19 protein-coding genes and 1 riboswitch are annotated in these 19,047 nt (G+C 71.3%); of the genes, 7 read left to right on the plus strand and 12 right to left on the minus strand.

Going from position 1 to position 19,047, the window contains the following annotated elements:
* Window position 1: 1 nt before the first annotated feature.
* Window positions 2-502 (minus strand): hypothetical protein, encoded by a 501-nt coding sequence (locus ACGFRF_RS11480; RefSeq protein ID WP_393738576.1) that lies wholly within the window; start codon window positions 500-502, stop codon window positions 2-4.
* A gap of 135 nt (window positions 503-637) precedes the next feature.
* On the opposite strand from ACGFRF_RS11480, the gene ACGFRF_RS11485 reads away from it, so the two are divergent.
* Window positions 638-2,029: a M1 family metallopeptidase gene (locus ACGFRF_RS11485; protein WP_393738578.1), complete on the plus strand. Its 1,392-nt coding sequence runs from the start codon at window positions 638-640 to the stop codon at window positions 2,027-2,029.
* Window positions 2,030-2,090: 61 nt separating this feature from the next.
* Here the strand turns inward: ACGFRF_RS11485 and ACGFRF_RS11490 are convergent, their stop codons facing one another.
* Window positions 2,091-3,044: a GNAT family N-acetyltransferase gene (locus ACGFRF_RS11490; RefSeq protein WP_393738580.1), complete on the minus strand. Its 954-nt coding sequence runs from the start codon at window positions 3,042-3,044 to the stop codon at window positions 2,091-2,093.
* A gap of 272 nt (window positions 3,045-3,316) precedes the next feature.
* A complete protein-coding gene (locus tag ACGFRF_RS11495) occupies window positions 3,317-3,892 on the minus strand; it encodes a TerD family protein (RefSeq protein ID WP_393738582.1) in 576 nt (191 codons plus the stop codon).
* Between the two features lie 160 nt (window positions 3,893-4,052).
* Between ACGFRF_RS11495 and arfB the strand changes: the two genes are divergently transcribed.
* Entirely contained in the window at window positions 4,053-4,490 is a 438-nt protein-coding gene (arfB, locus tag ACGFRF_RS11500) for an alternative ribosome rescue aminoacyl-tRNA hydrolase ArfB (protein ID WP_393738584.1), read from the plus strand.
* A gap of 153 nt (window positions 4,491-4,643) precedes the next feature.
* Here the strand turns inward: arfB and ACGFRF_RS11505 are convergent, their stop codons facing one another.
* Both ACGFRF_RS11505 and ACGFRF_RS11510 read right to left on the minus strand, forming a co-directional pair.
* Window positions 4,644-5,102, minus strand: coding sequence for a GNAT family N-acetyltransferase (locus ACGFRF_RS11505; RefSeq protein WP_393738586.1), 459 nt, complete (start codon window positions 5,100-5,102; stop codon window positions 4,644-4,646).
* Between the two features lie 49 nt (window positions 5,103-5,151).
* Window positions 5,152-5,724: a flavin reductase family protein gene (locus ACGFRF_RS11510; RefSeq protein ID WP_393738588.1), complete on the minus strand. Its 573-nt coding sequence runs from the start codon at window positions 5,722-5,724 to the stop codon at window positions 5,152-5,154.
* Between the two features lie 337 nt (window positions 5,725-6,061).
* Between ACGFRF_RS11510 and cdgB the strand changes: the two genes are divergently transcribed.
* Both cdgB and ACGFRF_RS11520 read left to right on the plus strand, forming a co-directional pair.
* Window positions 6,062-7,717, plus strand: a complete 1,656-nt coding sequence (gene cdgB / locus ACGFRF_RS11515) for a diguanylate cyclase CdgB (RefSeq protein WP_393738590.1) — start codon at window positions 6,062-6,064, stop codon at window positions 7,715-7,717.
* Between the two features lie 118 nt (window positions 7,718-7,835).
* Complete coding sequence (locus ACGFRF_RS11520) at window positions 7,836-8,771, plus strand: carbohydrate-binding protein (protein ID WP_393738592.1); 936 nt, start codon at window positions 7,836-7,838, stop codon at window positions 8,769-8,771.
* Window positions 8,772-8,840: 69 nt separating this feature from the next.
* Here ACGFRF_RS11520 and ACGFRF_RS11525 read toward each other — a convergent pair whose 3' ends face one another.
* The 5 genes from ACGFRF_RS11525 to ACGFRF_RS11545 all read right to left on the minus strand — a co-directional run bounded on the left by ACGFRF_RS11525 (window position 8,841) and on the right by ACGFRF_RS11545 (window position 13,641).
* Window positions 8,841-9,770 (minus strand): hypothetical protein, encoded by a 930-nt coding sequence (locus ACGFRF_RS11525; protein ID WP_393738594.1) that lies wholly within the window; start codon window positions 9,768-9,770, stop codon window positions 8,841-8,843.
* Window positions 9,771-9,865: 95 nt separating this feature from the next.
* Window positions 9,866-10,342, minus strand: a complete 477-nt coding sequence (locus ACGFRF_RS11530; protein ID WP_393738596.1) for a hypothetical protein — start codon at window positions 10,340-10,342, stop codon at window positions 9,866-9,868.
* An 89-nt stretch (window positions 10,343-10,431) separates the two neighbouring features.
* Entirely contained in the window at window positions 10,432-11,361 is a 930-nt protein-coding gene (locus ACGFRF_RS11535; protein ID WP_393738598.1) for a 1-phosphofructokinase family hexose kinase, read from the minus strand.
* Between the two features lie 121 nt (window positions 11,362-11,482).
* Window positions 11,483-12,610 (minus strand): N-acetylglucosamine-6-phosphate deacetylase, encoded by a 1,128-nt coding sequence (gene nagA, locus ACGFRF_RS11540; protein ID WP_393738600.1) that lies wholly within the window; start codon window positions 12,608-12,610, stop codon window positions 11,483-11,485.
* Window positions 12,611-12,696: 86 nt separating this feature from the next.
* The gene (locus ACGFRF_RS11545; protein WP_393739337.1) at window positions 12,697-13,641 is read right to left on the minus strand and encodes an ROK family protein; all 945 of its coding nucleotides are present in this window, start codon (window positions 13,639-13,641) and stop codon (window positions 12,697-12,699) included.
* A 141-nt stretch (window positions 13,642-13,782) separates the two neighbouring features.
* Here ACGFRF_RS11545 and ACGFRF_RS11550 point away from each other — a divergent pair, with 141 nt between their 5' ends.
* Genes ACGFRF_RS11550 through otsB form a run of 3 tightly spaced genes read left to right on the plus strand, consistent with a single transcriptional unit; the run spans window position 13,783 to window position 16,202 of the window.
* Window positions 13,783-15,036, plus strand: a complete 1,254-nt coding sequence (locus ACGFRF_RS11550) for an ABC transporter substrate-binding protein (RefSeq protein ID WP_393738602.1) — start codon at window positions 13,783-13,785, stop codon at window positions 15,034-15,036.
* 34 nt (window positions 15,037-15,070) lie between these two features.
* Window positions 15,071-15,295, plus strand: a complete 225-nt coding sequence (locus ACGFRF_RS11555) for a DUF3263 domain-containing protein (RefSeq protein WP_393738604.1) — start codon at window positions 15,071-15,073, stop codon at window positions 15,293-15,295.
* Window positions 15,296-15,332: 37 nt separating this feature from the next.
* Entirely contained in the window at window positions 15,333-16,202 is an 870-nt protein-coding gene (otsB, locus tag ACGFRF_RS11560; protein WP_393738606.1) for a trehalose-phosphatase, read from the plus strand.
* Here the strand turns inward: otsB and ACGFRF_RS11565 are convergent.
* A complete protein-coding gene (locus ACGFRF_RS11565; RefSeq protein ID WP_393738608.1) occupies window positions 16,190-17,617 on the minus strand; it encodes a trehalose-6-phosphate synthase in 1,428 nt (475 codons plus the stop codon). The genes otsB and ACGFRF_RS11565 overlap by 13 nt on opposite strands.
* Window positions 17,618-17,709: 92 nt before the next feature.
* The gene (locus ACGFRF_RS11570) at window positions 17,710-18,705 is read right to left on the minus strand and encodes a glucosyl-3-phosphoglycerate synthase (RefSeq protein ID WP_393738609.1); all 996 of its coding nucleotides are present in this window, start codon (window positions 18,703-18,705) and stop codon (window positions 17,710-17,712) included.
* A gap of 172 nt (window positions 18,706-18,877) precedes the next feature.
* Window positions 18,878-19,043: riboswitch (SAM riboswitch) on the plus strand.
* Window positions 19,044-19,047 lie beyond the last annotated feature (4 nt).

A 19,047-nucleotide genomic window follows, 5' to 3' on the forward strand; every position in this document is an offset into this window, starting at 1 on the left:
CTCAGGGCAGGCGGGGGAAGCGGGCCTGGAGCGTCCAGATCGCCGGGTTCTCCGCCAGGTCGTCGTGGAGGTCGGTCAGGTCCGCGATCAGGTCGTGCAGGAAGTCGCGGGCCTCGCGGCGCAGTTCGGCGTGGGAGAAGCTCAGCGGTGACTCCTCGGCGGGTGTCCAGTCGGAGGTGATGTCGACCCAGCCGAAGCGGCGCTCGAAGAGCATCCGGTCGGTCGACTCGGTGAAGTCCAGCTCCGCCCGCTGCGGCCGGGCGGCGCGGGAGCCCAGCGGGTCCCGGTCCAGCCGCTCCACGATGTCGCACAGCGCCCAGGCGAAGTCCAGCACCGGCACCCATCCCCAGGCTGTGGACAGCTCCCGGTCCGTCTCGGTGTCCGCGAGGTAGACGTCCCCGCAGAAGAGGTCGTGCCGCAGCGCGTGGACGTCCGCGCGGCGGTAGTCGGTCTGCGGCGGGTCCGGGAACCGGTTGGAGAGGGCATAGCCGATGTCGAGCACGCAAGAGATGGTGTCACGCCGACGGCCGCACCCCTGCTCCGGTGCCCCGCGCCCCTGCTCCGGTGCCCTGCACCCCTGCTCCCGGTGGTCCGCGCCGCTGCTCCGGGGGCACCGCGCCCCTCTAAGATCACTGACATGTCCAGATCCGTGCGTCTTGTCCCGGCCTCCGCGGCCGTGCTCGCCCTGGTCCTGACCGGCACCGCGTGCGAGGGCGGAGTGCACGGCACCCCGGGCGGCTCCGGCGTACGCGATCCCTACTTCCCGAAGGCCGGCAACGGCGGCTACGACGTCGGCCACTACGCCCTCACCCTCGACTACACGCCGGCCACCCACCGGCTCACCGGCCGGGCGGTCATCACCGCCCGCGCCACCCAGGACCTGTCCGCCTTCGACCTCGACCTCGCCGGACTGGACGTCGACTCGGTCACCGTCGAGGGCGAGGAGGCCCGCGTCAGCCGCACCGGACAGGAACTCACCGTCCGCCCCCACGACGACCTGACCGAGGGCGAGACCTTCAGCACGACCGTCCGCTACTCCGGCACCCCGCGGACCCTCACCGACCCCGACGGCGCCGAGGAGGGCTGGCTGCCCACCGCCGACGGCGCGCTCGGCCTCGGCCAGCCGGTCGGCTCCATGGCCTGGTTCCCCGGCAACCACCACCCCTCCGACAAGGCGGCCTACGACATCACGGTCACCGTCCCGAAGGACTTGCAGGCCATCTCCAACGGTGAGTTGACGAGCCGGAGCACCCAGGGCGGACGCGCGACGTACACCTGGCACATGGCCCAGCCCATGGCGAGCTACCTCGCCACGGTCGCCGTCGGCCACTTCACGGTCGCCCGCGGCACGGGCCCGCACGGACTGCCGGTCCTCACCGCAGTCGACCCCACCCAGGCCGAGGCGAGCAAGGACCTGCTCGCCGAGATCTCCGAGATCATCGACTGGGAGGAGTACAACTTCGGGCCGTACCCCTTCTCCTCCACCGGTGCGATCGTCGACCGCCCGGAGGACGTCAAGTACGCCCTGGAGACCCAGAGCCGTCCTGTCTTCCCCGGTGCCCCCGACACCTCCCTCCTCGTCCACGAACTCGCCCACCAGTGGTACGGCGACTCGGTCACCCCCACGTCCTGGCGTGACATGTGGCTCAACGAGGGCTTCGCGACCTACGCGGAGTGGCTGTACGAGGAGGACCACGGGGGCAAGAGCGCCCAGCAGACCTTCACCGATCTCTACGAGGGCGACCACAAGGAGATCTGGGCCTTCCCGCCCGCCAAGCCCCCCGGTGCCGCGCACATCTCCGACAGTCCCGTCTACGAGCGCGGCGCGATGGTCCTGCAGAAGATCCGGCAGAAGGTCGGCGACGACACCTTCTACGCCATCGTCCAGGGCTGGGCCGCCGGGCGCCGCCACGGCAGCGCGAGCACCGCGGACTTCACCGCGTACGTGCAGAAGAAGGCCCCGGACAAGGACTTCACCGGCATCTGGGAGGACTGGCTGTACGGCAACGGCAAACCGGACCACCCGTGACGGGCGGCCCGGCTGCCGTACTCGACTGGTGGTTCGACAAGCGCACGTGAGGCGCGATCCGTCACACCCCGGCGCCCGGGCCCGCCCACTCGTCCAGCAGCCGGGCGAGGTCCGGCGGCCACACCGGTTCCGCTTCCGCGGCCAGCTCCTCCCTGCTCCACCAGCGCCAGGTGAGGATGCCGTCGGCGGCGTGCGCGGCGGCGAGCTGGGGGCCGGCCGGGTCCCGGCGCGGGCCGCGGGTGACGTAGATGTGCTCGTGCTGGCGGACGGGAACCGCGTGCGTGAAGTCGTGTTCCCAGGTGCACAGCAGCGGGCCGGGTTCCAGGTCGGTCCAGCCGGTCTCCTCGGCCAACTCCCGCAGGGCGCCCTCGCGCGGGCTCTCGCCGGGCTCCAGACCGCCACCGGGCAGCGCCCAGTGGACGCCGACCTCGACGTTGTCGTACCGGAGGAGCAGCACCGCGCCCTCCGGGTCCACGACGGCGATCCGGGCCGCTCGCCGGGGGGTCCGCAGCACCTTGCGCAGGACGGTGCAGGGGCGGCCGAGGGCATGGTCGGGGCGGTGGTCGATCACCTCGTGACCGAGGGCGGTCCAGAAGGCCAGCGCCTTGGGGTTGTCGTCAAGGACGGCGAGCCGTACGGCCGTGCGGCCTTGCGCGCGGAAACGGTTCTCGAGGAGTCCCGCGAGGGTGCGGCCGTAGCCCTTGCCGTGGTCGGCCGCGTCCACCATCAGCAACCCGATCCACGGGTCCGGGTCGGCGGGGTCGGGGTGGTGGGCCAGCGTGATCGCGACACCGACGAGCCGCCCCTCTTCCGTACGGGCCGTCAGCACCTCGGCACCCGGCACGGCCAGTTCCTCGGCCAGCGCCGCCGCCACCTGCTCCGGGCGGATGTCGTCCGGGTCGGGGAAGTCGCCGCTGAGCCGCTGGAACTCGCGGTTGGACGCGTACAGCGCGGTCAGCTCGGTCAGCAGCGGGACCGGGATGTCCTGGGCGGGGGACAGGGGCTCGAGGATCATGGGCGGCAACTTATCGCCCGCGCCACGGAACGCCTCCGGCGTTTTCGCTGCACCGAGGAAACACCGGCCACGGCCCGAACGGACGGCGCGCTGAGCAGGTCAGGAGGCCGGAAGCGGGGCCAGAGGGAGGGCGTCCGGATGGGCGGTGCCCGGGAGACGGGACCTCAGACGATGGGGGTTCGGAGGGCGGGAGCCCCGGCCGCGGTGGCGTCGCAGGCCGGGGCTCCCGTACAGCGCCGGGGAGTTCCCCCGCGCCGATCGCTCGCCGGGTGTCAGACGTTGACGCCGAAGTCCTGGGCGATGCCGACCAGGCCGGAGGCGTAACCCTGGCCCACCGCACGGAACTTCCACTCCGCGCCGTTGCGGTACAGCTCGCCGAAGACCATGGCCGTCTCGGTGGCGGCGTCCTCGGAGAGGTCGTAACGGGCGATCTCGGCGCCGCCGGCCTGGTTCAGGATGCGGATGTAGGCGTTGCGGACCTGACCGAAGTTCTGGCCGCGGTTCTCGGCGTCGTAGATGGAGACCGGGAAGACGACCTTCTCGATGTCGGCCGGGAGCGCGGCCAGGTTGACGTTGATCGCCTCGTCGTCGCCCGCGCCCTCGCCGGTGCGGTTGTCACCGGTGTGGACGATGGTGTTGTCCGGGGTCTGCTTGTTGTTGAAGAAGACGAAGTGGGCGTCCGAGTAGACCTTGCCCTGCCCGTTCACCGCGATGGCGGAGGCGTCCAGGTCGAAGTCCGTGCCGGTGGTGGTGCGGACGTCCCAGCCGAGGCCCACGGTGACGGCGGTCAGGCCCGGAGCCTCCTTGGTGAGCGAGACGTTGCCACCCTTGGACAGGCTTACAGCCATGTTGGGAGTCCCTTCCTTAGATATCCCTGCACGTGTGTGCCGACGAAGCTACCGTCACCCGGAACAACGTCGAGGGGGGTCCCTGTGGTTCCGGAACCCTTTACCTTTTTTACCCGCGATGGTGAAAACCGGATGACGTGGGACGGGTGGGGCCGGGAACATGGAATGCATGTCCGGGCCCTACTTCATCCGTGGCTCGGTCTCGCTTCCCGAGGCCGAGCTGATGTGGCGTTTCTCGCGGTCGTCCGGGCCCGGCGGGCAGCACGTCAACACCAGCGACTCCCAGGTGGAGCTGCGCTTCGACCTCGCAGGCACCGAGGCGCTCCCCGACGTGTGGAAGGAGCGGGCGCTGCAGCGGCTGGCCGGTCGGCTCGTCGACGGCGTGCTGTCGGTCCGGGCCTCCGAGCACCGCTCCCAGTGGCGCAACCGCGAGACCGCCGCCGTACGCCTCGCCGCGCTCCTCGCGGAGGCCACCGCGCCGCCGCCGAAGCCGCGCAGGCCGACCCGTATCCCGCGCGGCATCAACGAGCGCCGGCTGCGGGAGAAGAAGCAGCGCTCGGAGACGAAGCGGGGGCGCTCGGGGCGGGACTGGGGTTGACCTTCCTCGCGCCCTGCCCCTCGTCCGCGGGCGCCGTGACGTCTCCGGTCTTCGCCGCGTCATCCGGGTGAGGGACCGTGGAACGCGCAGGGGAGACCGGACCAGCCGATGAGCGACGAGCACGGGCAGGGGCGGTCGCGGCTGCCCGGCGCGTCACAGCTCCAGCACCCCGACCGTCTGTCCCCCGCTCGTCTCCCCGTTCTTGTGGAAGCCCAGGCGGAGGTAGAACTCCTCGGGGCCGTCCGGTCCGGGATGCCAGGTGACGTACAGCTGGGTGCCGCCGCGACGGCGGATCTCGCCGGCCACGGAATCGACGGCGAAGCGGCCGTAGCCCTTGCCCTGTTCCTCGGCGGCGATGTTGAGCCGCCACAATCCGGAGCGGCGGACGCTGCCGTCGCCGTACCAGTCGATGTCGAGGAACGCCATCAGGAAGCCGACCGCGCGGTCCTCCTCGAGGATCAGGCGGGGCCAGGCCACGCCGGCCGGATGGACGTACGCCTCGGCGAGGGACTGCACGACGGGGGAGACGGCGTGTTCCTGGTCGGGACGGACGCGGATGCCGACGGCGGTCTCGAAGGTGCTGGGCGTGATGGTTTCCAGACGAGGTGTCATCGGCGCACCCTAGGCAGGCGGATCACTCCGCGACCACGGGATTTCGGGCTCATCCCAACTGCCGGTAGCGGCCGCGGAAGTAGAGCAGCGGGCCGCCCTCCGCACTCGGCACCTGTGCGGTCAGGACGCGGCCGATGACCAGGGTGTGGTCCCCGGCGGTCACCCGCTGCTCGGTGCGGCACTCCAGGGTGGCCAGCGCGCCGCCCACCAGCGGGGCGCCGGTGGCCTCGCCGCGGGCGTAGGGGATGTCCTCGAAGAGCAGCCGGTCGCTGATGCGGCCCTTCATGGCGAAGCGGCCCGCGATGTGCCGCTGGCTCTCGGTGAGGACCGACACCGCCCACAGGGGCTGCTCGTCCAGCAGGTCGTCCATGCGGGAGCCCTCGCGCAGGCTGACCAGGACCAGCGGCGGGTCGAGGGAGACCGACATGAAGGCGGTCGCGGTCATGCCGACGTCCTCGACACCCGGCGCTTGGGGGTCGTCGGGGTCCAGCGGCGGTTCCTGCGCGGTCACCAGGACCACGCCCGCGGCCAGCCGGGACATCGCGGCCCGGAACTCGTCGTTGCTCACCCCCTCAGCATGCCCGGAAGCAGCGAGGGCGGTGGGGGAGGCAGTGTTCAGCACGCCGGAAACGCTAGTCTCCGCCTCCGGGAGCCCGCATCGGGCCTCCGCCCGAGTCCGGTCCTAGGACCAGCGGACCACCGCTGTGTGCATCATGTGTACGCGGTGACAAATCTTGCGTTCAGGAAACGCACAGGCAAACGCAGAAACTCCACTCAATTGTTCACGTTCTCCTGTGACTTGAGTCACAAGGGGCATGAATTGTTGACCCTGTGTACCGAGTGGGCAGCGCGCTGTGATTCAGTGGCGGAGGAGCGACAAGAGCACCATGGAGAGCCACGCTAGAGAAGCGCCGAACACAACCCTTGATTCGCTGCGAGGTCTCGGGGGGAGGGCGAGCATGGAGACCGAGTCGGAGCCGTACGTCCGCCTTGCGTCCCTGCGGCAGCTGCACCAGGTCATGGCCGAGATGAACACGGCACGCAGCCTGGCGGACACACTGCAGACCGTCGCCGACGGCGCCGTGAACGCCCTCGGCTACGAGCTGGCGTGCGTGAACCTCGTACGTCCCGACGGCGATCTCGTCGTCGCCGCGTTCTCCGGGAACTCCGCCGCCGAGGCCCTGATCACCGGCCGGGTCGGCTCCCGCGAGTCCTGGGACCGGCGGCTGAACATGGGCGAGCAGTGGGGCGACCTGGTGTTCATACCGCACACCGAGGGCTGGGTGCTCGACGACGACGACGTCCCGCAGTGGCACACCGACGGGCCCGCGCCCCGCTTCGAGGACGAGTGGCACCCCGCCGACCGCCTCTTCGCGCCGATGTACGCCCCCGGTGGGCAGGGCGGCTCCTGCGGCGAGTTGCTCGGTGTCATATCCGTCGACCGGCCGCGCAACGGCCGCCGCCCCGGAGCCTGGGGCCGCGAGGCGTTGCAGATGTACGCCTTCCAGGCCGCCATCGCGATCAGCAACGCCCGGCTGCGGGCCAACATGCAGCGGGCCCTGGTCCGGCTGGAGCGCGAGCAGCAGGCCCTGCGCGCCAGCGAGGAAAGCTTCCGGCAGGCCTTCGAGTACGCCCCCTCCGGCATGGCCATCGCCGAGATGGGCGGTGACCAGCACGGCCGGATCCTGCGCAGCAACGACGCCCTGTGCCGTCTGCTGGGCCGCCCGGCCTCCGCGATGCGCCGCTACTCCTTCTCCGACCTCGTCCACCCCGAGGACATCGGCACCCTGCTGCGCACCTCGGCGGAGGGCGGACGCGCCGAACTCCGGCTCGGCCGCCGCGACGGCAGCTACGTCTGGGTGTCCCTGCGCAACTCCGTCGTCGCGGACGCCGCCGACGGCCCCCGCTTCCTGCTCACCCACGTCGAGGACATAGAGGAGCGCAAGCGCCGCGAGCTGCAGCTCGCCCACCGGGCCTCCCACGACTCCCTGACCGGCCTGCCCAACTCCGCCGAGCTGCGCTCACGCCTGTCGGCCCGGCTGTGCCGGCGCCCGAGCCACCCCGGCGCCCTGGAGTCCCTGGACGCGGCCTACGGCCACCCCGCCTTCGACGCTCCCGCCGGCCACGGCTTCGACTTCACCCCGGGCACGGAGGCGTACGACGCCTACGACCACCACGTGCACACCGTCGCCCCCGAGGACGGCCGCGACGACGGCACCAAGGGCCTCGCGGTCCTCTTCTGCGACCTCGACGGCTTCAAGTCGATCAACGACCGCTTCGGCCACAACGCGGGCGACGCGGTCCTCATCGAGGTGGCCCGGCGGCTGTCCAGCGGGGTCCGGGACGGCGACACGGTGGCCCGGCTCGGTGGCGACGAGTTCGTGATCCTCGCCGACGGCCTCGGCCGGGCGGACGCCCAGGACCTCGCCGTACGGCTGCGCAACGAGATCATCCAGCCGATCCGCGCCGAGGGACGGGCGGTCCGGGTGGGCGCGAGCTTCGGCATCGGCTGGGCGCACTGCGGCATGACGGCGGACGAGGTGCTGAAGTCGGCCGACGAGCGTATGTACATAGAGAAACGATCTCGTCCCAAACAGCACCGGCGCGCTGGATGATCCGCAGGTCAGTGAGTTGATGCGGTACGAGTCACCCGTTTGGGTCAGCGGAAGCGGGTAGGCTCGCCATTCCACACCCGTACCGCATTCACCCGCACCTGTTGAGGAGTACCAAGGGATGACGCCCGGCGACAACGGCGCGAGCACGCCCGAGGACGACGACCCGTTCGGCTACCTGTACGCAGACGGCCAGGCCCGGGGAGCCCAGCCGCCGTCCGGTGGTTACGGTTACCCGAACTCCGTCAGCAGGGTGCGGACGGTCGGCGAACGCCAGTACGGACAGCAGCCGCAGTACGGCCAGCAGCCCGTGCCGCAGCAGCAGGGCGTCTACGGCCAGCCGAACGCCCACTACCAGGCACCGGAGACCCTGCCGGGCGGCGCCCCGGCGAGCCGGCAGCCGGCCCCGCCCGCGCCCGGGCGCCGCGGCCCGAACACCAAGGGCCTGCTGATCGGCGCGATCGCGGTGGTCGCCGCGGTCGTCATCGGCATCGGCGTCGCGATGATCAACGGCAACTCGGACGACGACAAGTCCGGCGACGAGGCGAACACGCCGCCGACCCAGTCCCAGAGCCACGGGCCCAGCCCGTCGGGCAGTCCGTCGGCCAGTGGCGAACTGCCGAAGGCCGACGCCGCGGGGGACTCCCTGCAGCGGTCGGGCGGTGCCGCGGTGGCCTCGGACGTCAAGGGCGCGCAGTCCTCGGACGGCCGCTATGTGACCGGCTTCAACCAGCAGGGCGCTGCGATCACGTGGACGTTCGACGGCATCCCCGAGGCCGGTAAGTACTCGGTGTACGTCGGTTACAGCGTGCCGGGCAAGGACGGCAGCGCCACGCTCACGGTCAACAACACGCCCTCCACCACGCCTGTCAAACTGAAGAACTGGGCGGGTGCCGCCGGCGGCGACTACGAGAAGGGCTGGACCAAGACCTACAACTACGTCCAGCTCAACAAGGGCGCGAACACCGTTTCCATCTCCTGCGGCCCGGGCAACCAATGTGACGCCCTCATCGACCGCCTGTGGGTGGTCAAGGGCTGGGTCGGCTCCGGCGGCTGATCGGCGGGTCCGGTGGACACAGGTCCACCGGGGACCGGCCTCGGCCGTCCGGTGGACCGGCATCCGCAGTCACTCGCCGTCGAGGATCGCCCGAGCCTTCCGGACCATTCTCTGCTGGCTCTGCGACAGTCGGGTCAGGTCGTCCCGGTTTTCCGTGATCAGCTTTTTCTGGATGGCTGACTCGACGGCAAGCCATCTCTGCTCGAGATGGATGGCGCGTTTGCACCGTACGTCCGCCGTCGCGACCGCCCGTTCCCTGGCGGAGACCTCGGCGTCCGCGAACTCCGGGTCATCCGTCACGGTCAGCGGAGACGTGTAGGAGTACCCCGCCTTCTTCATGCACGTGGACCATTCGGAGAATGCCCCCGCCACCCTGGGGTCCTGCTGGGAAAGCCGGAAGCTGTCGATGTCGATCTTCCGGGCCGTGGTGATCCCCGGCTGCTTGTCGTGGTCCTCGTACAGCGTCCTCCTGGACTCCGCGTTGCATCCTCCCTCGGGCAGGGTGTGTCCCTTGTAGGTGGTCACGGGCTTCCCGGAAGGTGCGTGTCCGGACAGCAGCATGCTCTGGGTCGCGTTCGGCCGGGGGAGGGACGCGTTGGTGCGAGGACTGTCCGGTGACTGGTAGCCGGTGGCCTCGGCCGATTCGAGATCCGTGAGCCCGTAGCGCCTGCCGGTCTCCTGGGCGGAGGACGCGTCGGGCACCTTCCTGGGTGGGAGTTCCGATCCGCCCAGGCGGCGTACGCATGCCTCCTGGAGCTTGATCTCCGCCCTGTCCAGGATCACGCCCTGGTGCCGCGTCAGGGCGTACCTCGCCAGAGGAAGGGAGAGGGTGAAGTCCTCGGAGTTCGCCGCGGAGGGCGTGGTGCGCTGGTTCGGCTCCGCGGAGATACGGCCTTCGGGTGCGGGTGAGCCGGAGCCGCGCACGACGAGAACGACGGGTACGGAGACTGCTATGGCGGCGATCGCAATCGCCGTGAGGGTTCTTCTTGATCGCTTCATAGACAGGCTGTTCTGAGTGCGGAGCTCTTCCGCCCTGCCTCTTCGAGGGGGAGGAAGAGCTCCGGCGGACGGACCTTCGTATCAGTCGGACGCGGTCACCAGTTGAGGCAGCCCGACGGGTGGCTGGCCTGGTAGGTGCCCTGAACCTGCTTCACGGAAGCGTCGTTGTTGTACGTGTTCCCGAGCCTGTTGGTGCTGATCCAGTCCAGCTCGGCAGACTTGAACTGGTCGCACGGGCCGGCGTAGCCGCTGTTGTAGAAGACCGTCATGGACGACGGGTAGAAGCTGTCCGCAGCGCGGAACTGCGCGGAGGCGGCGTTGTTCTTGACCGGCAGACCCTGACCCGTTCCCTTGTAGGGGAAGGTGTATCCCGCGAGGTTGGAGATACTGCCGCCGCCGATCGTGATGTAGGAGCCCTGCAGAGAGCTGTTGTAGTACAGGTAGATGCAGGGCTGTTCCGTGTAGCACGTCCCCGTGGTCGCGGCCGACGCGGGAGTGGTGCCGAGGATGCTCGCGCCCGCGATGAGTGAGGCGGTGGCCAGGATCCCGCCCGTGATGCGCGCCTTACGCATGCTTGTCTCGCTTTTCTGTTGTGACGTATGGTTGGCATGAACCTATCAATGATCTTCACGGCCTGGCCACACCTTTAGGCGCGGAGTGCTTACGGCGCGGTGGTTTCCCGGGGTACGGAGATCCGCTCCGACAGCTTCTCGTACACGGCACGGTCGAACTCGCCCGCCGCGGGCGCCTGTACGGTCGCCGCCGACAACGCGACCGCGCGGGCCAGCCGGTCCGGCCAGGGGAGCCGCTCCACGAGCCCCGAGAGCAGGCCGGCCACTGCCGAGTCGCCCGCGCCCGTCGGGTTGCCGTGGACGCGAGCGGGCGGGGCGGCGCGCCAGCGGCCCTCGGGGGTGTCGGCCAGCAGGCCCTGCACGCCGAGGGAGGCGACCACCGCGTGTGCCCCGCGCCGCCGGGCGTTCTGCGTGGCGCGCAACGGCTCGTGGGAGCCGGTGAGTTCGGCCAGCTCGTCGGCGTTCGGCTTGATGATGTCGGGGCGGGCGGCCACCCCGCGGCGCAGGGGTTCGCCGCTGGTGTCGAGGAGGACGGGGACGCCGAAGGACCGGGCGCGGCGGACCAGGTTCGCGTACGCCCCCACCGGTACCCCTGGCGGCAGGCTGCCGCACAGGGCCACCGCCGAGGCCGCGGGCAGGAGTTCGTCGTAGCGGTCGAGGAAGGCGCCCCACTCGGCGGGCTCGATCTGCGGGCCCGGCTCGTTCAGCTGGGTGGTGTCACCGGAGAGTTCGTCCACGACGGCGATCGTGCGCCGGGTCGCCCCGGCGACCGGCACCAGCGCGTCCGTCACACCGGGCGTGCCCGACAGCCGTTCGCGCACCAGCCGGCCGGTGGCGCCGCCCGCGAACCCGGTGACCGTCGCCTCGTGCCCGAGCGCGGCCAGCACCCGGGCCACGTTCACGCCCTTGCCGCCCGGCCGTTCGGCGACCTCGGAGACGCGGTGCGAGGTGTGCGGCCGCAGCGACCGCACGCGATAGGTGAGGTCGAGAGCGGTGTTCAGTGTGACGGTGAGGATCACCGGGCCGACCTCCCTCGAAGTCCATGCGCCTGTCATCGGTCTGCGGGGCCTCGATCATGCCAAAGAGACGGCGACCGGCCCAGTGGTGAGTCGGCCGCCGTCGCGGGAAAAGACGGGCGGATCAGGCCAGTTGGGGCGCTACCACCCACTCGCCCCGGCGCATCACGCCCTTCAGCTCGAAGTCCGCGTCCAGCAGGACCAGGTCGGCGTCCTTGCCGGGCTCCAGGGAGCCGATGCGGTCGAAGAGGCCGAGCAGGCGGGCCGGGTTCGCCGACAACGCCGTCACGGTGTCCTCCACCGACAGCCGGTCGACGGTCACCGCCCGCTTGAAGGCGCGGTCCAGCGTGAGCGTGGAGCCCGCGATCGAGCCGCCCTCCACCAACCGGGCCACGCCCTCGCTGACCTCGACCTCCAGCGGGCCGAGCATGTAGCGGCCGTCACCGGTGCCGGCCGCGTCCATCGCGTCGGTGATGAAGGCGACCCGGTCCGCGCCCGCGTGGTGGAAGGCCAGTTGGAGCGCGGCGGGGTGCAGGTGCGTGCCGTCGTTGATCAGCTCGACCGTGACCCGCTCGTCCTCCAGCAGGGCGGCGATCGGGCCGGGGGCGCGGTGCCCGAGGGCGGGCATGGCGTTGAAGAGGTGGGTGGCGACCGTGGCGCCCGCGTCGATCGCCTCGACCGTCTGCTCGTAGCCGGCGTCCGTGTGGCCGATCGCGGCGATCACGCCGTGCTCGGCGAGCAGCCGTACGGAGTCGATGCCGCCCGGCAGCTCGGTCGCGAGGGTGACCATCTTCGCCTTGCCGCGGGCCGCGTCGATCAGCTTGCGGACCTCGGCCGGGTCCGGGTCGCGCAGCAGCGCCTCGGAGTGCGCACCCTTGCGGCACGGCGAGATGAACGGCCCCTCGAAGTGGATGCCGGCGATCTCGCCCTGCTCGGCGAGTTCGCTCAGCAGCCCGGCCTGCCGCACCAGCAGGTCCGTCTCGTCGGTGACGGTGGAGGCGACCAGGGTGGTGGTGCCGTGGCGGCGGTGGGTGCGGATGGCGGTGAGGATCTGCTCCGGGGTTCCGGAGAAGGAGGCTCCGCCGCCGCCGTGGTTGTGGATGTCGACGAAGCCGGGCACCAGCCAGTGGCCGGTCGCGTCGATGAGCTGGGCGTCGGCTGCAGGGGTGCTGGTGATGCGCCGGCCGTCGATCGCCAGTCGCCCGTTCTTCACCGTTCCGGTGGGGAGCACCACGTGTGCGCCGGTGAGCACCTGCGGGCCGGTGGGGGCTGATCGCGCAGTTCCCCGCGCCCCTCGGGGGGCGCCGTCCGGGGCCGGAGTTTCCCGCTCGGTTGCCATCAGGTGCTTACCTCCGGAGTCGTAGGGGTGGTCGTCAGCAGGTCCCGCGCGAGCAGTCCAGCGCCCAGGCAGCCCGCGGTGTCGCCGAGGGCGGCGGGGACGATGGCCGGCAGTTTCTGGAAGGTGACCCGCTGCCGGACGGCGTCCCGCAGCGGTTGGAACAACACTTCCCCCGCCTCGGCCAGGCCGCCACCGATGATCAGCGTGCGCGGGTCCAGCAGGGTGAGTGCGGTGACCAGCCCGTCGGCGAGCGCGTCCACGGCCTCCTGCCAGACCCGGACGGCGTTCGGGTCACCGGACGCGACGGCCTTGGCGCAGTCGGCCGCGTCCGCGTCCGGGTCCCCGCAGGCCGCCGCCCAGGCCTCGCTGACGGCGGACGCGGAGGCGTACCGCTCCAGGCAGCCGTGCTGCCCGCAGGGGCAGGGCGTGCCGCCGGGGCGTACGACGATGTGGCCGATCTCGCCCGCGAAGCCGTGCGCGCCCGCCTCCACCCGGCCGTCCAGGCCGATGGCGCCGGCGATCCCGGTGCCGAGCGGCACGAACAGGAACCGGTCGGCACCCCGCCCCGCGCCGATCCGGCCCTCGGCGAGCCCACCGGTGCGTACGTCGTGGCCGAGCGCGACGGGCACCTGGAGCCGTTCGGCGAGCAGGGCCCGCAGCGGGACGTCCCGCCAGCCGAGGTTGGCCGCGTAGGCGGCGATGCCCCGCTGCTCGTCGACGATGCCGGGGACCGCGATACCGGCCGCGGCGGCCGGCTCGCCGTAGTGCTCCACGCCGTACGCGCGCAGCTCGGCGGCGAAGTCGAGGATCGCCGCGACCACCGCGTCGGGTCCGCGCTCGCGGCCGGTGGCGCGGCGGGCGCGGTGCAGCAGAGCGCCGTCGTCGCCGACGAGGGCGGCCTTCATCCCGGTACCGCCCACGTCCAGGGCGATGACATGTCTCACCACGGGCCTAGTGTGACCCTCGCACCCAGGAGAGGTCTAGTCCACTCGCGTGGTGTAGACCTTACGAGTCCACATATTGAACGGTCAAACAGCAGAGTTGGGGCTTTGAGGGTGCGTCGGCGTACGGCAGGAACGATCGCGGTGGTGTCCGCACTCGGCATGACGGCGGTTCTCGGCGGCTGCGGGAGCACGGGCTCCTCCGACGTCACGCTGAGACTCGTCGCGGCCGACTACGGCGACACGGCCGCCCACAGCTCCAAGAAGTACTGGGACGACCTGGCCGAGGAGTACGAGTCGAAGCACCCCGACGTGAAGGTCGAGGTCAGCGTCTACTCCTGGAACGACGTCGACCGCAAGGTCAAGGAGATGGTCGACGGCGGCAACGCCCCCGACCTGGCCCAGATCGGCGCCTACGCCGACTACGCGGCCGCGGGCAAGCTCTACCCGGTCTCCGACCTGCTCTCCATACGCACCCAGGCCGACTTCCTCTCCCAGCTCTCCGACGCGGGCCAGTGGCAGCACACGCAGTACGGCATCCCCTTCGCCGCCTCCACCCGTGTGCTCTTCTACAACAAGTCCCTCTTCGCCAAGGCCGGCATCACCCCGCCCACCACCTGGGACGAGCTGGCCGCCGACGCCGAGGCGCTGAAGGAGAAGGGCGTGAAGTACCCCTACGCCCTGCCCCTCGGCCCCGAGGAGGCCCAGGCCGAGACCATGCAGTGGCTGCTGAGCGGCGGCAACGGCGGCAGCGGCTACACCGACGACGTCGGCACGTACACCATCGACTCCGCGCAGAACATCGCCACCTTCAGCTGGCTCAAGGACGACCTGGTCGGCAAGGGCCTGACCGGCCCGGTCGCACCCGGCAGGCTCAACCGCGCGGACGCCTTCGCCGCGTTCACCGACGGCCAGGTGGGCATGCTCAACGGGCATCCCACGCTGATCCAGCAGGCGGCCGCGAAGGGCGTGAAGTTCGGCATGGTGCCGATGCCGGGCCGCACCGGCACCACCAGGGCCTCGATGGGCGTCACCGACTGGATGATGGGCTTCAGGCAGAACGGGCACGCCGACCAGATCGGCGACTTCCTCGACTTCGTCTACAACGAGAAGAACGTGCTCGCCTTCTCCCGCGAGTACGGCCTGCTGCCGGTCACCGGATCCGCCTCCAACACCATGAGCGAGTCGGAAGCGGCCAAGGACAAGGCGCTGCACCCCTTCCTCGACCAGTTGCCCACCTCCGAGCTGTACCCGGTCGGCAAGACCTCCTGGGCGTCGGTCAGCGCGGCCGTGAAGAAGAACATCGGCCAGGCGGTCACCCCCGCCGGAAACCCCTCCGGCGTCCTGTCCCGCCTCCAGGCGGCGGCCACGGCGGCCGACCTCAGCAACGCGAGCTGAGCCCGCTGTCGGCGCCCGGCGTTACGGTGGCCCCATGGAACTCGGCCGCCGCGAACAAGCCGTCCTCGCGCTGGAGCGCCGGGGCTTTCCCGGTCCCGGCGCGAAGGAACGGGCGATCCGCGAGGCGCTGGGGCTGTCACCCGTGCGCTACTACCAGCTCCTCAACGCCCTCCTGGACGACGAGCGAGCGCTGGCCCACGACCCGGTGACGGTGAACCGTCTGCGCCGGGTGCGGGAGGCCCGCCGCAGCGAGCGCTGAGGAGTGGACACGGCCTTCCGCGGATAGTGTCGCGTGTATGGGCACCCATACGACGGACTCCCCGACCAACCCGGCAAACCCGCTGCCGACCCCAGCCACCCAGGCCGGCCGGGACGGGCTCGCCGCCCTGCTCGCGCGGCCGCGCACCGCGCTGATCGGCCTGGACTTCGACGGCACGCTGGCCCCGATCGTCGCCGACCCCGAGCAGGCCCGCGCCCACCCCGAGGCCGTGCCCGCGCTCGCCGCGCTCGCCCCCAAGGTGACCTCCGTCGCCGTGATCACCGGCCGGCCCGCCGGTGTCGCGGTCCGGTACGGCGGCTTCGCCGGCGTGCCCGGCCTGGAGCACCTCACCGTCCTCGGCCACTACGGCGCCGAACGGTGGGACGCGGCCACCGGCACGGTCACCGCCCCCGCCCCCCACCCCGGCGTGGCGGCGGTCCGCGCCGAGCTGCCGGGCCTGCTGGACCGCGTCGGCGCCTGGCAGGGCACGTGGATCGAGGAGAAGGGCCGGGCGGTCGCGGTCCACACCCGCCGCGCCGAGGACCCCCAGGCCGCGTTCGAGGCCCTGCGGGAGCCCCTCACCGACCTCGCCACCCGCCACGGCCTGATCGTCGAGCCCGGCCGGATGGTGCTGGAACTGCGCCCGCCCGGCATGGACAAGGGCGTCGCGCTCGGCGAGTACGTCCGCACGGTCGGCGCCGAGTCGGTCCTCTACGCCGGCGACGACCTGGGCGACCTCCCCGCCTTCGCCGCGGTGGACAAACTCCGCTCCGACGGCGTCCCCGGCCTCCTGGTGTGCAGCGGCAGCACGGAGGTCACCGAACTGGCCGAACGGGCCGACCTGGTGGTGGACGGCCCGGCGGGGGTCGTGGACCTGCTGCGGCGGCTGGCGGCTCAGCTGGACTGATCGTCCAGGGCGTGCAACTGGTCCAGGAACCACCGAGCGGGCGGCAGCGCCGTCGCCGCGGCGGCCAGCCTCTCCGACCGTTCCGCCCGCTCCTCAACCGGCAGGGTCAGTGCCTCGTGCAAGGCGTTCGCCGTGCCCGCGATGTCGTACGGGTTCACCACGATCGCGTCCCCGCCCAGTTCCTCGTACGCCCCCGCCTCCCGTGACAGCACCAGCGCGCAGCCCTCGTCCGAGACGACCGGGATCTCCTTGGCGACCAGGTTCATGCCGTCCCGGATGGGGTTGACCAGCGCCACGTCGGCGAGCCGGTACGCGGCCAGCGAGCGAGCGAAGTCGTCCTTCACATGCAGCACCACCGGAGTCCAGTCGGCCGTCCCGTACCGTGCGTTGATCTCCTCCGCCACCCGCTGCACCTCGGCCGTGTACTCCCGGTACACGGCGAGATCCTGCCGGGACGGGTACGCGAACGCCACGTGGACGACCCGCTCGCGCCACTCGGGGCGGTCCTCCAGCAGCTGCCGGTACGCCAGCAGTCCGCGCACGATGTTCTTCGACAGTTCCGTGCGGTCGACGCGGACGATCGCCTTGCGTCCCTCGCCGATCTCCTCCCGCAGCGTCGCCATCCGCTCGTCCACGTCCGGTTCGTGGGCCCGCTTGCGCAGGAAGTCGGCGTCCGCGCCGAGCCCGTGCACGCCGATCCGCGTGCCCGAGGGGATCGCGGGCCCCAGCACCGCGTGACAGCAGTCCTTGAACGCGTTCGCCCACCGGTGCGTGAGGAACGCCGCCCGGTCCGCGCCCAGGATGCCGGTGAGCAGTTCGGCGGCGATGTCGTCGGGCAGCAGGCGGAAGTAGTCCGGCGGCGCCCACGGGGTGTGCGAGAAGTGGCCGATGCGCAGGTCAGGGCGGAGCCGGCGCAGCATCCGGGGCGCGAGGGCCAGGTGGTAGTCCTGGATCAGCACCGCCGCGCCCTGGGCGGCCTCCTCGGCCAGCGCCTCGGCGAACGCCCGGTTGTAGGCCTCGTACGACGCCCACTGCCGCCGGAACTCGGCGTCGAAGACCGGCTCCAGCGGGGTCTGGTACAGCAGGTGGTGGACGAACCAGAGCACCGAGTTGGCGATGCCGTTGTACGCGTCGGCGTACACGGTCGCGTCGATGTCGAGCATCCGCACCCGCTGCCCGCCGGTCTCCTCGACCGGCAGCAGTCCGCCGTCCGCGCGCCGTACGGCCTCCCGGTCGCCGTCGCCGAGCGCGGCGCACACCCACACCGCGTTGGCGTCCGGCCCGATGGCCGACAGCCCCGAGACCAGCCCGCCGCCGCCCCGTCGGGCCTGCAGCGAGCCGTCCTCGCGGACCTGATACGAAACCGGGCCGCGATTGGACGCGACCAGCACCTCAGCACCGTCCGTGGAAGCCATACGCCTCAACCTAGCCCGGCCCGGAAACGCTCAAACGTACGGTCCACCCCGGAAGGGGGCCGTATACAGCCGTTCTTCCGCGTTCACGCGACTCACGCCACCCGGCGCGCCGCGTACTCCGCGATCTCCGCCATCGGCGGCCGTTCCTCGGTGTCCACCGAGTAGGTGCGCGGCTCGAACCCGTCCTCGCCCCGCTCGAACTGGGTCAGGGCGGGCCGGACCAGGTGTCCGCGGGCCAGCCGCAGCTGGGCGGTGCGGTAGATCGCCGCCGCCATCCGGCCGAGCGCCTGCCCGTCCTGGTGCCGGTGCTTGCGCACCCCCACGTCCACCTGGGCCAGCGCGTCGAGTCCGACCAGGTGCAGGGCGTCCACCAGCATGCCCAGTTCGACGCCGTAGCCGACGGGGAACGGCAGTTGTTCCAGCAGGGAGCGGCGGGCCGCGTACTCGCCGCCCAGCGGCTGCACGAAGCCGGCCAGCTGGGGCCAGTGCATGTTCAGCAGGGGGCGGGCCATCAGCTCGGTGACCCGGCCGCCCTGGCCCGCCCGCCGCCCGCCACCGCCCTTGTGCGCAGCGCCTTCGGCGCCCACCTCCTCGTCGCCGCCGAGCGGGCGGTCGTACATGCCCTTGACCAGGTCCACCTCGGGGTCGGTGAGCAGCGGGCCGACGATTCCGGAGACGAAGTCGGAGGAGAACTCCTTCAGGTCCGCGTCGATGAAGCAGAGAATGTCCCCGCTGGTGACGAGCAGCGAGCGCCAGAGCACCTCGCCCTTGCCGGGGACGGCGGGTATGCGGGGCAGGATGTCGTCGCGGTGGACGACCCGGGCGCCCGCGGCGGCGGCGACCGCGGAGGTGCGGTCGGTGGAGCCCGAGTCGACGACGACGACCTCGTCGACGAGCGGGACCTGCTCCACGAGGTCGTGACGGATGACCGCGACGATGTCGCCGACCGTCTCCTCCTCGTTGAGCGCGGGCAGCACGACACTGATCGTCTGCCCCGTGCGCTGCTTGGCGGCCAGTATCCGGTGGAGAGGGCGATCGGTCACGGACCAGGAGCGGGTGGCCAGCCAGCGCTCGACTTCTTCCAGCACGGTCTGCGGCTCCTCACTGTTCGTGATCACACACGGTGACGCCGTGCGGCGTCCCTGTGATCCATCTCGCGGTTCGGACGACTATCTCAACTGTCCTGGCCGTCGGTTACAGTCTTGAACAACGCCGATGACCATCGCATGTCGGGGGTCACGGGCGTCCACAACCGCATACAGCTCATCCAGAGGGGCAGAGGGACACGGCCCGGTGAAGCCCCGGCAACCCTCCAGCCGGTTCTCGTAGATCAGACTGATCGGTTCTGATCGTCTCCGCGAGGCTCCCGGCTAGGGAAGGTGCCAAATCCGTCTCACGGCGAGATGCGTCGTGAGGAAGATGAGGAGAAA

Source organism: Streptomyces sp. NPDC048521 (assembly GCF_043199855.1).
Taxonomy (GTDB): Bacteria; Actinomycetota; Actinomycetes; order Streptomycetales; family Streptomycetaceae; genus Streptomyces.

Coding starts and splice junctions, on each gene's coding strand:
- ACGFRF_RS11485 (WP_393738578.1), top strand. CDS start 638: ATGTCCAGATCCGTGCGTCTTGTCCCGGCCTCCGCGGCCGTGCTCGCC.
- ACGFRF_RS11490 (WP_393738580.1), bottom strand. CDS start 3,044: ATGATCCTCGAGCCCCTGTCCCCCGCCCAGGACATCCCGGTCCCGCTG.
- ACGFRF_RS11495 (WP_393738582.1), bottom strand. CDS start 3,892: ATGGCTGTAAGCCTGTCCAAGGGTGGCAACGTCTCGCTCACCAAGGAG.
- arfB (WP_393738584.1), top strand. CDS start 4,053: ATGGAATGCATGTCCGGGCCCTACTTCATCCGTGGCTCGGTCTCGCTT.
- ACGFRF_RS11505 (WP_393738586.1), bottom strand. CDS start 5,102: ATGACACCTCGTCTGGAAACCATCACGCCCAGCACCTTCGAGACCGCC.
- cdgB (WP_393738590.1), top strand. CDS start 6,062: ATGGAGACCGAGTCGGAGCCGTACGTCCGCCTTGCGTCCCTGCGGCAG.
- ACGFRF_RS11520 (WP_393738592.1), top strand. CDS start 7,836: ATGACGCCCGGCGACAACGGCGCGAGCACGCCCGAGGACGACGACCCG.
- ACGFRF_RS11525 (WP_393738594.1), bottom strand. CDS start 9,770: ATGAAGCGATCAAGAAGAACCCTCACGGCGATTGCGATCGCCGCCATA.
- ACGFRF_RS11530 (WP_393738596.1), bottom strand. CDS start 10,342: ATGCGTAAGGCGCGCATCACGGGCGGGATCCTGGCCACCGCCTCACTC.
- ACGFRF_RS11555 (WP_393738604.1), top strand. CDS start 15,071: ATGGAACTCGGCCGCCGCGAACAAGCCGTCCTCGCGCTGGAGCGCCGG.
- otsB (WP_393738606.1), top strand. CDS start 15,333: ATGGGCACCCATACGACGGACTCCCCGACCAACCCGGCAAACCCGCTG.
- ACGFRF_RS11565 (WP_393738608.1), bottom strand. CDS start 17,617: ATGGCTTCCACGGACGGTGCTGAGGTGCTGGTCGCGTCCAATCGCGGC.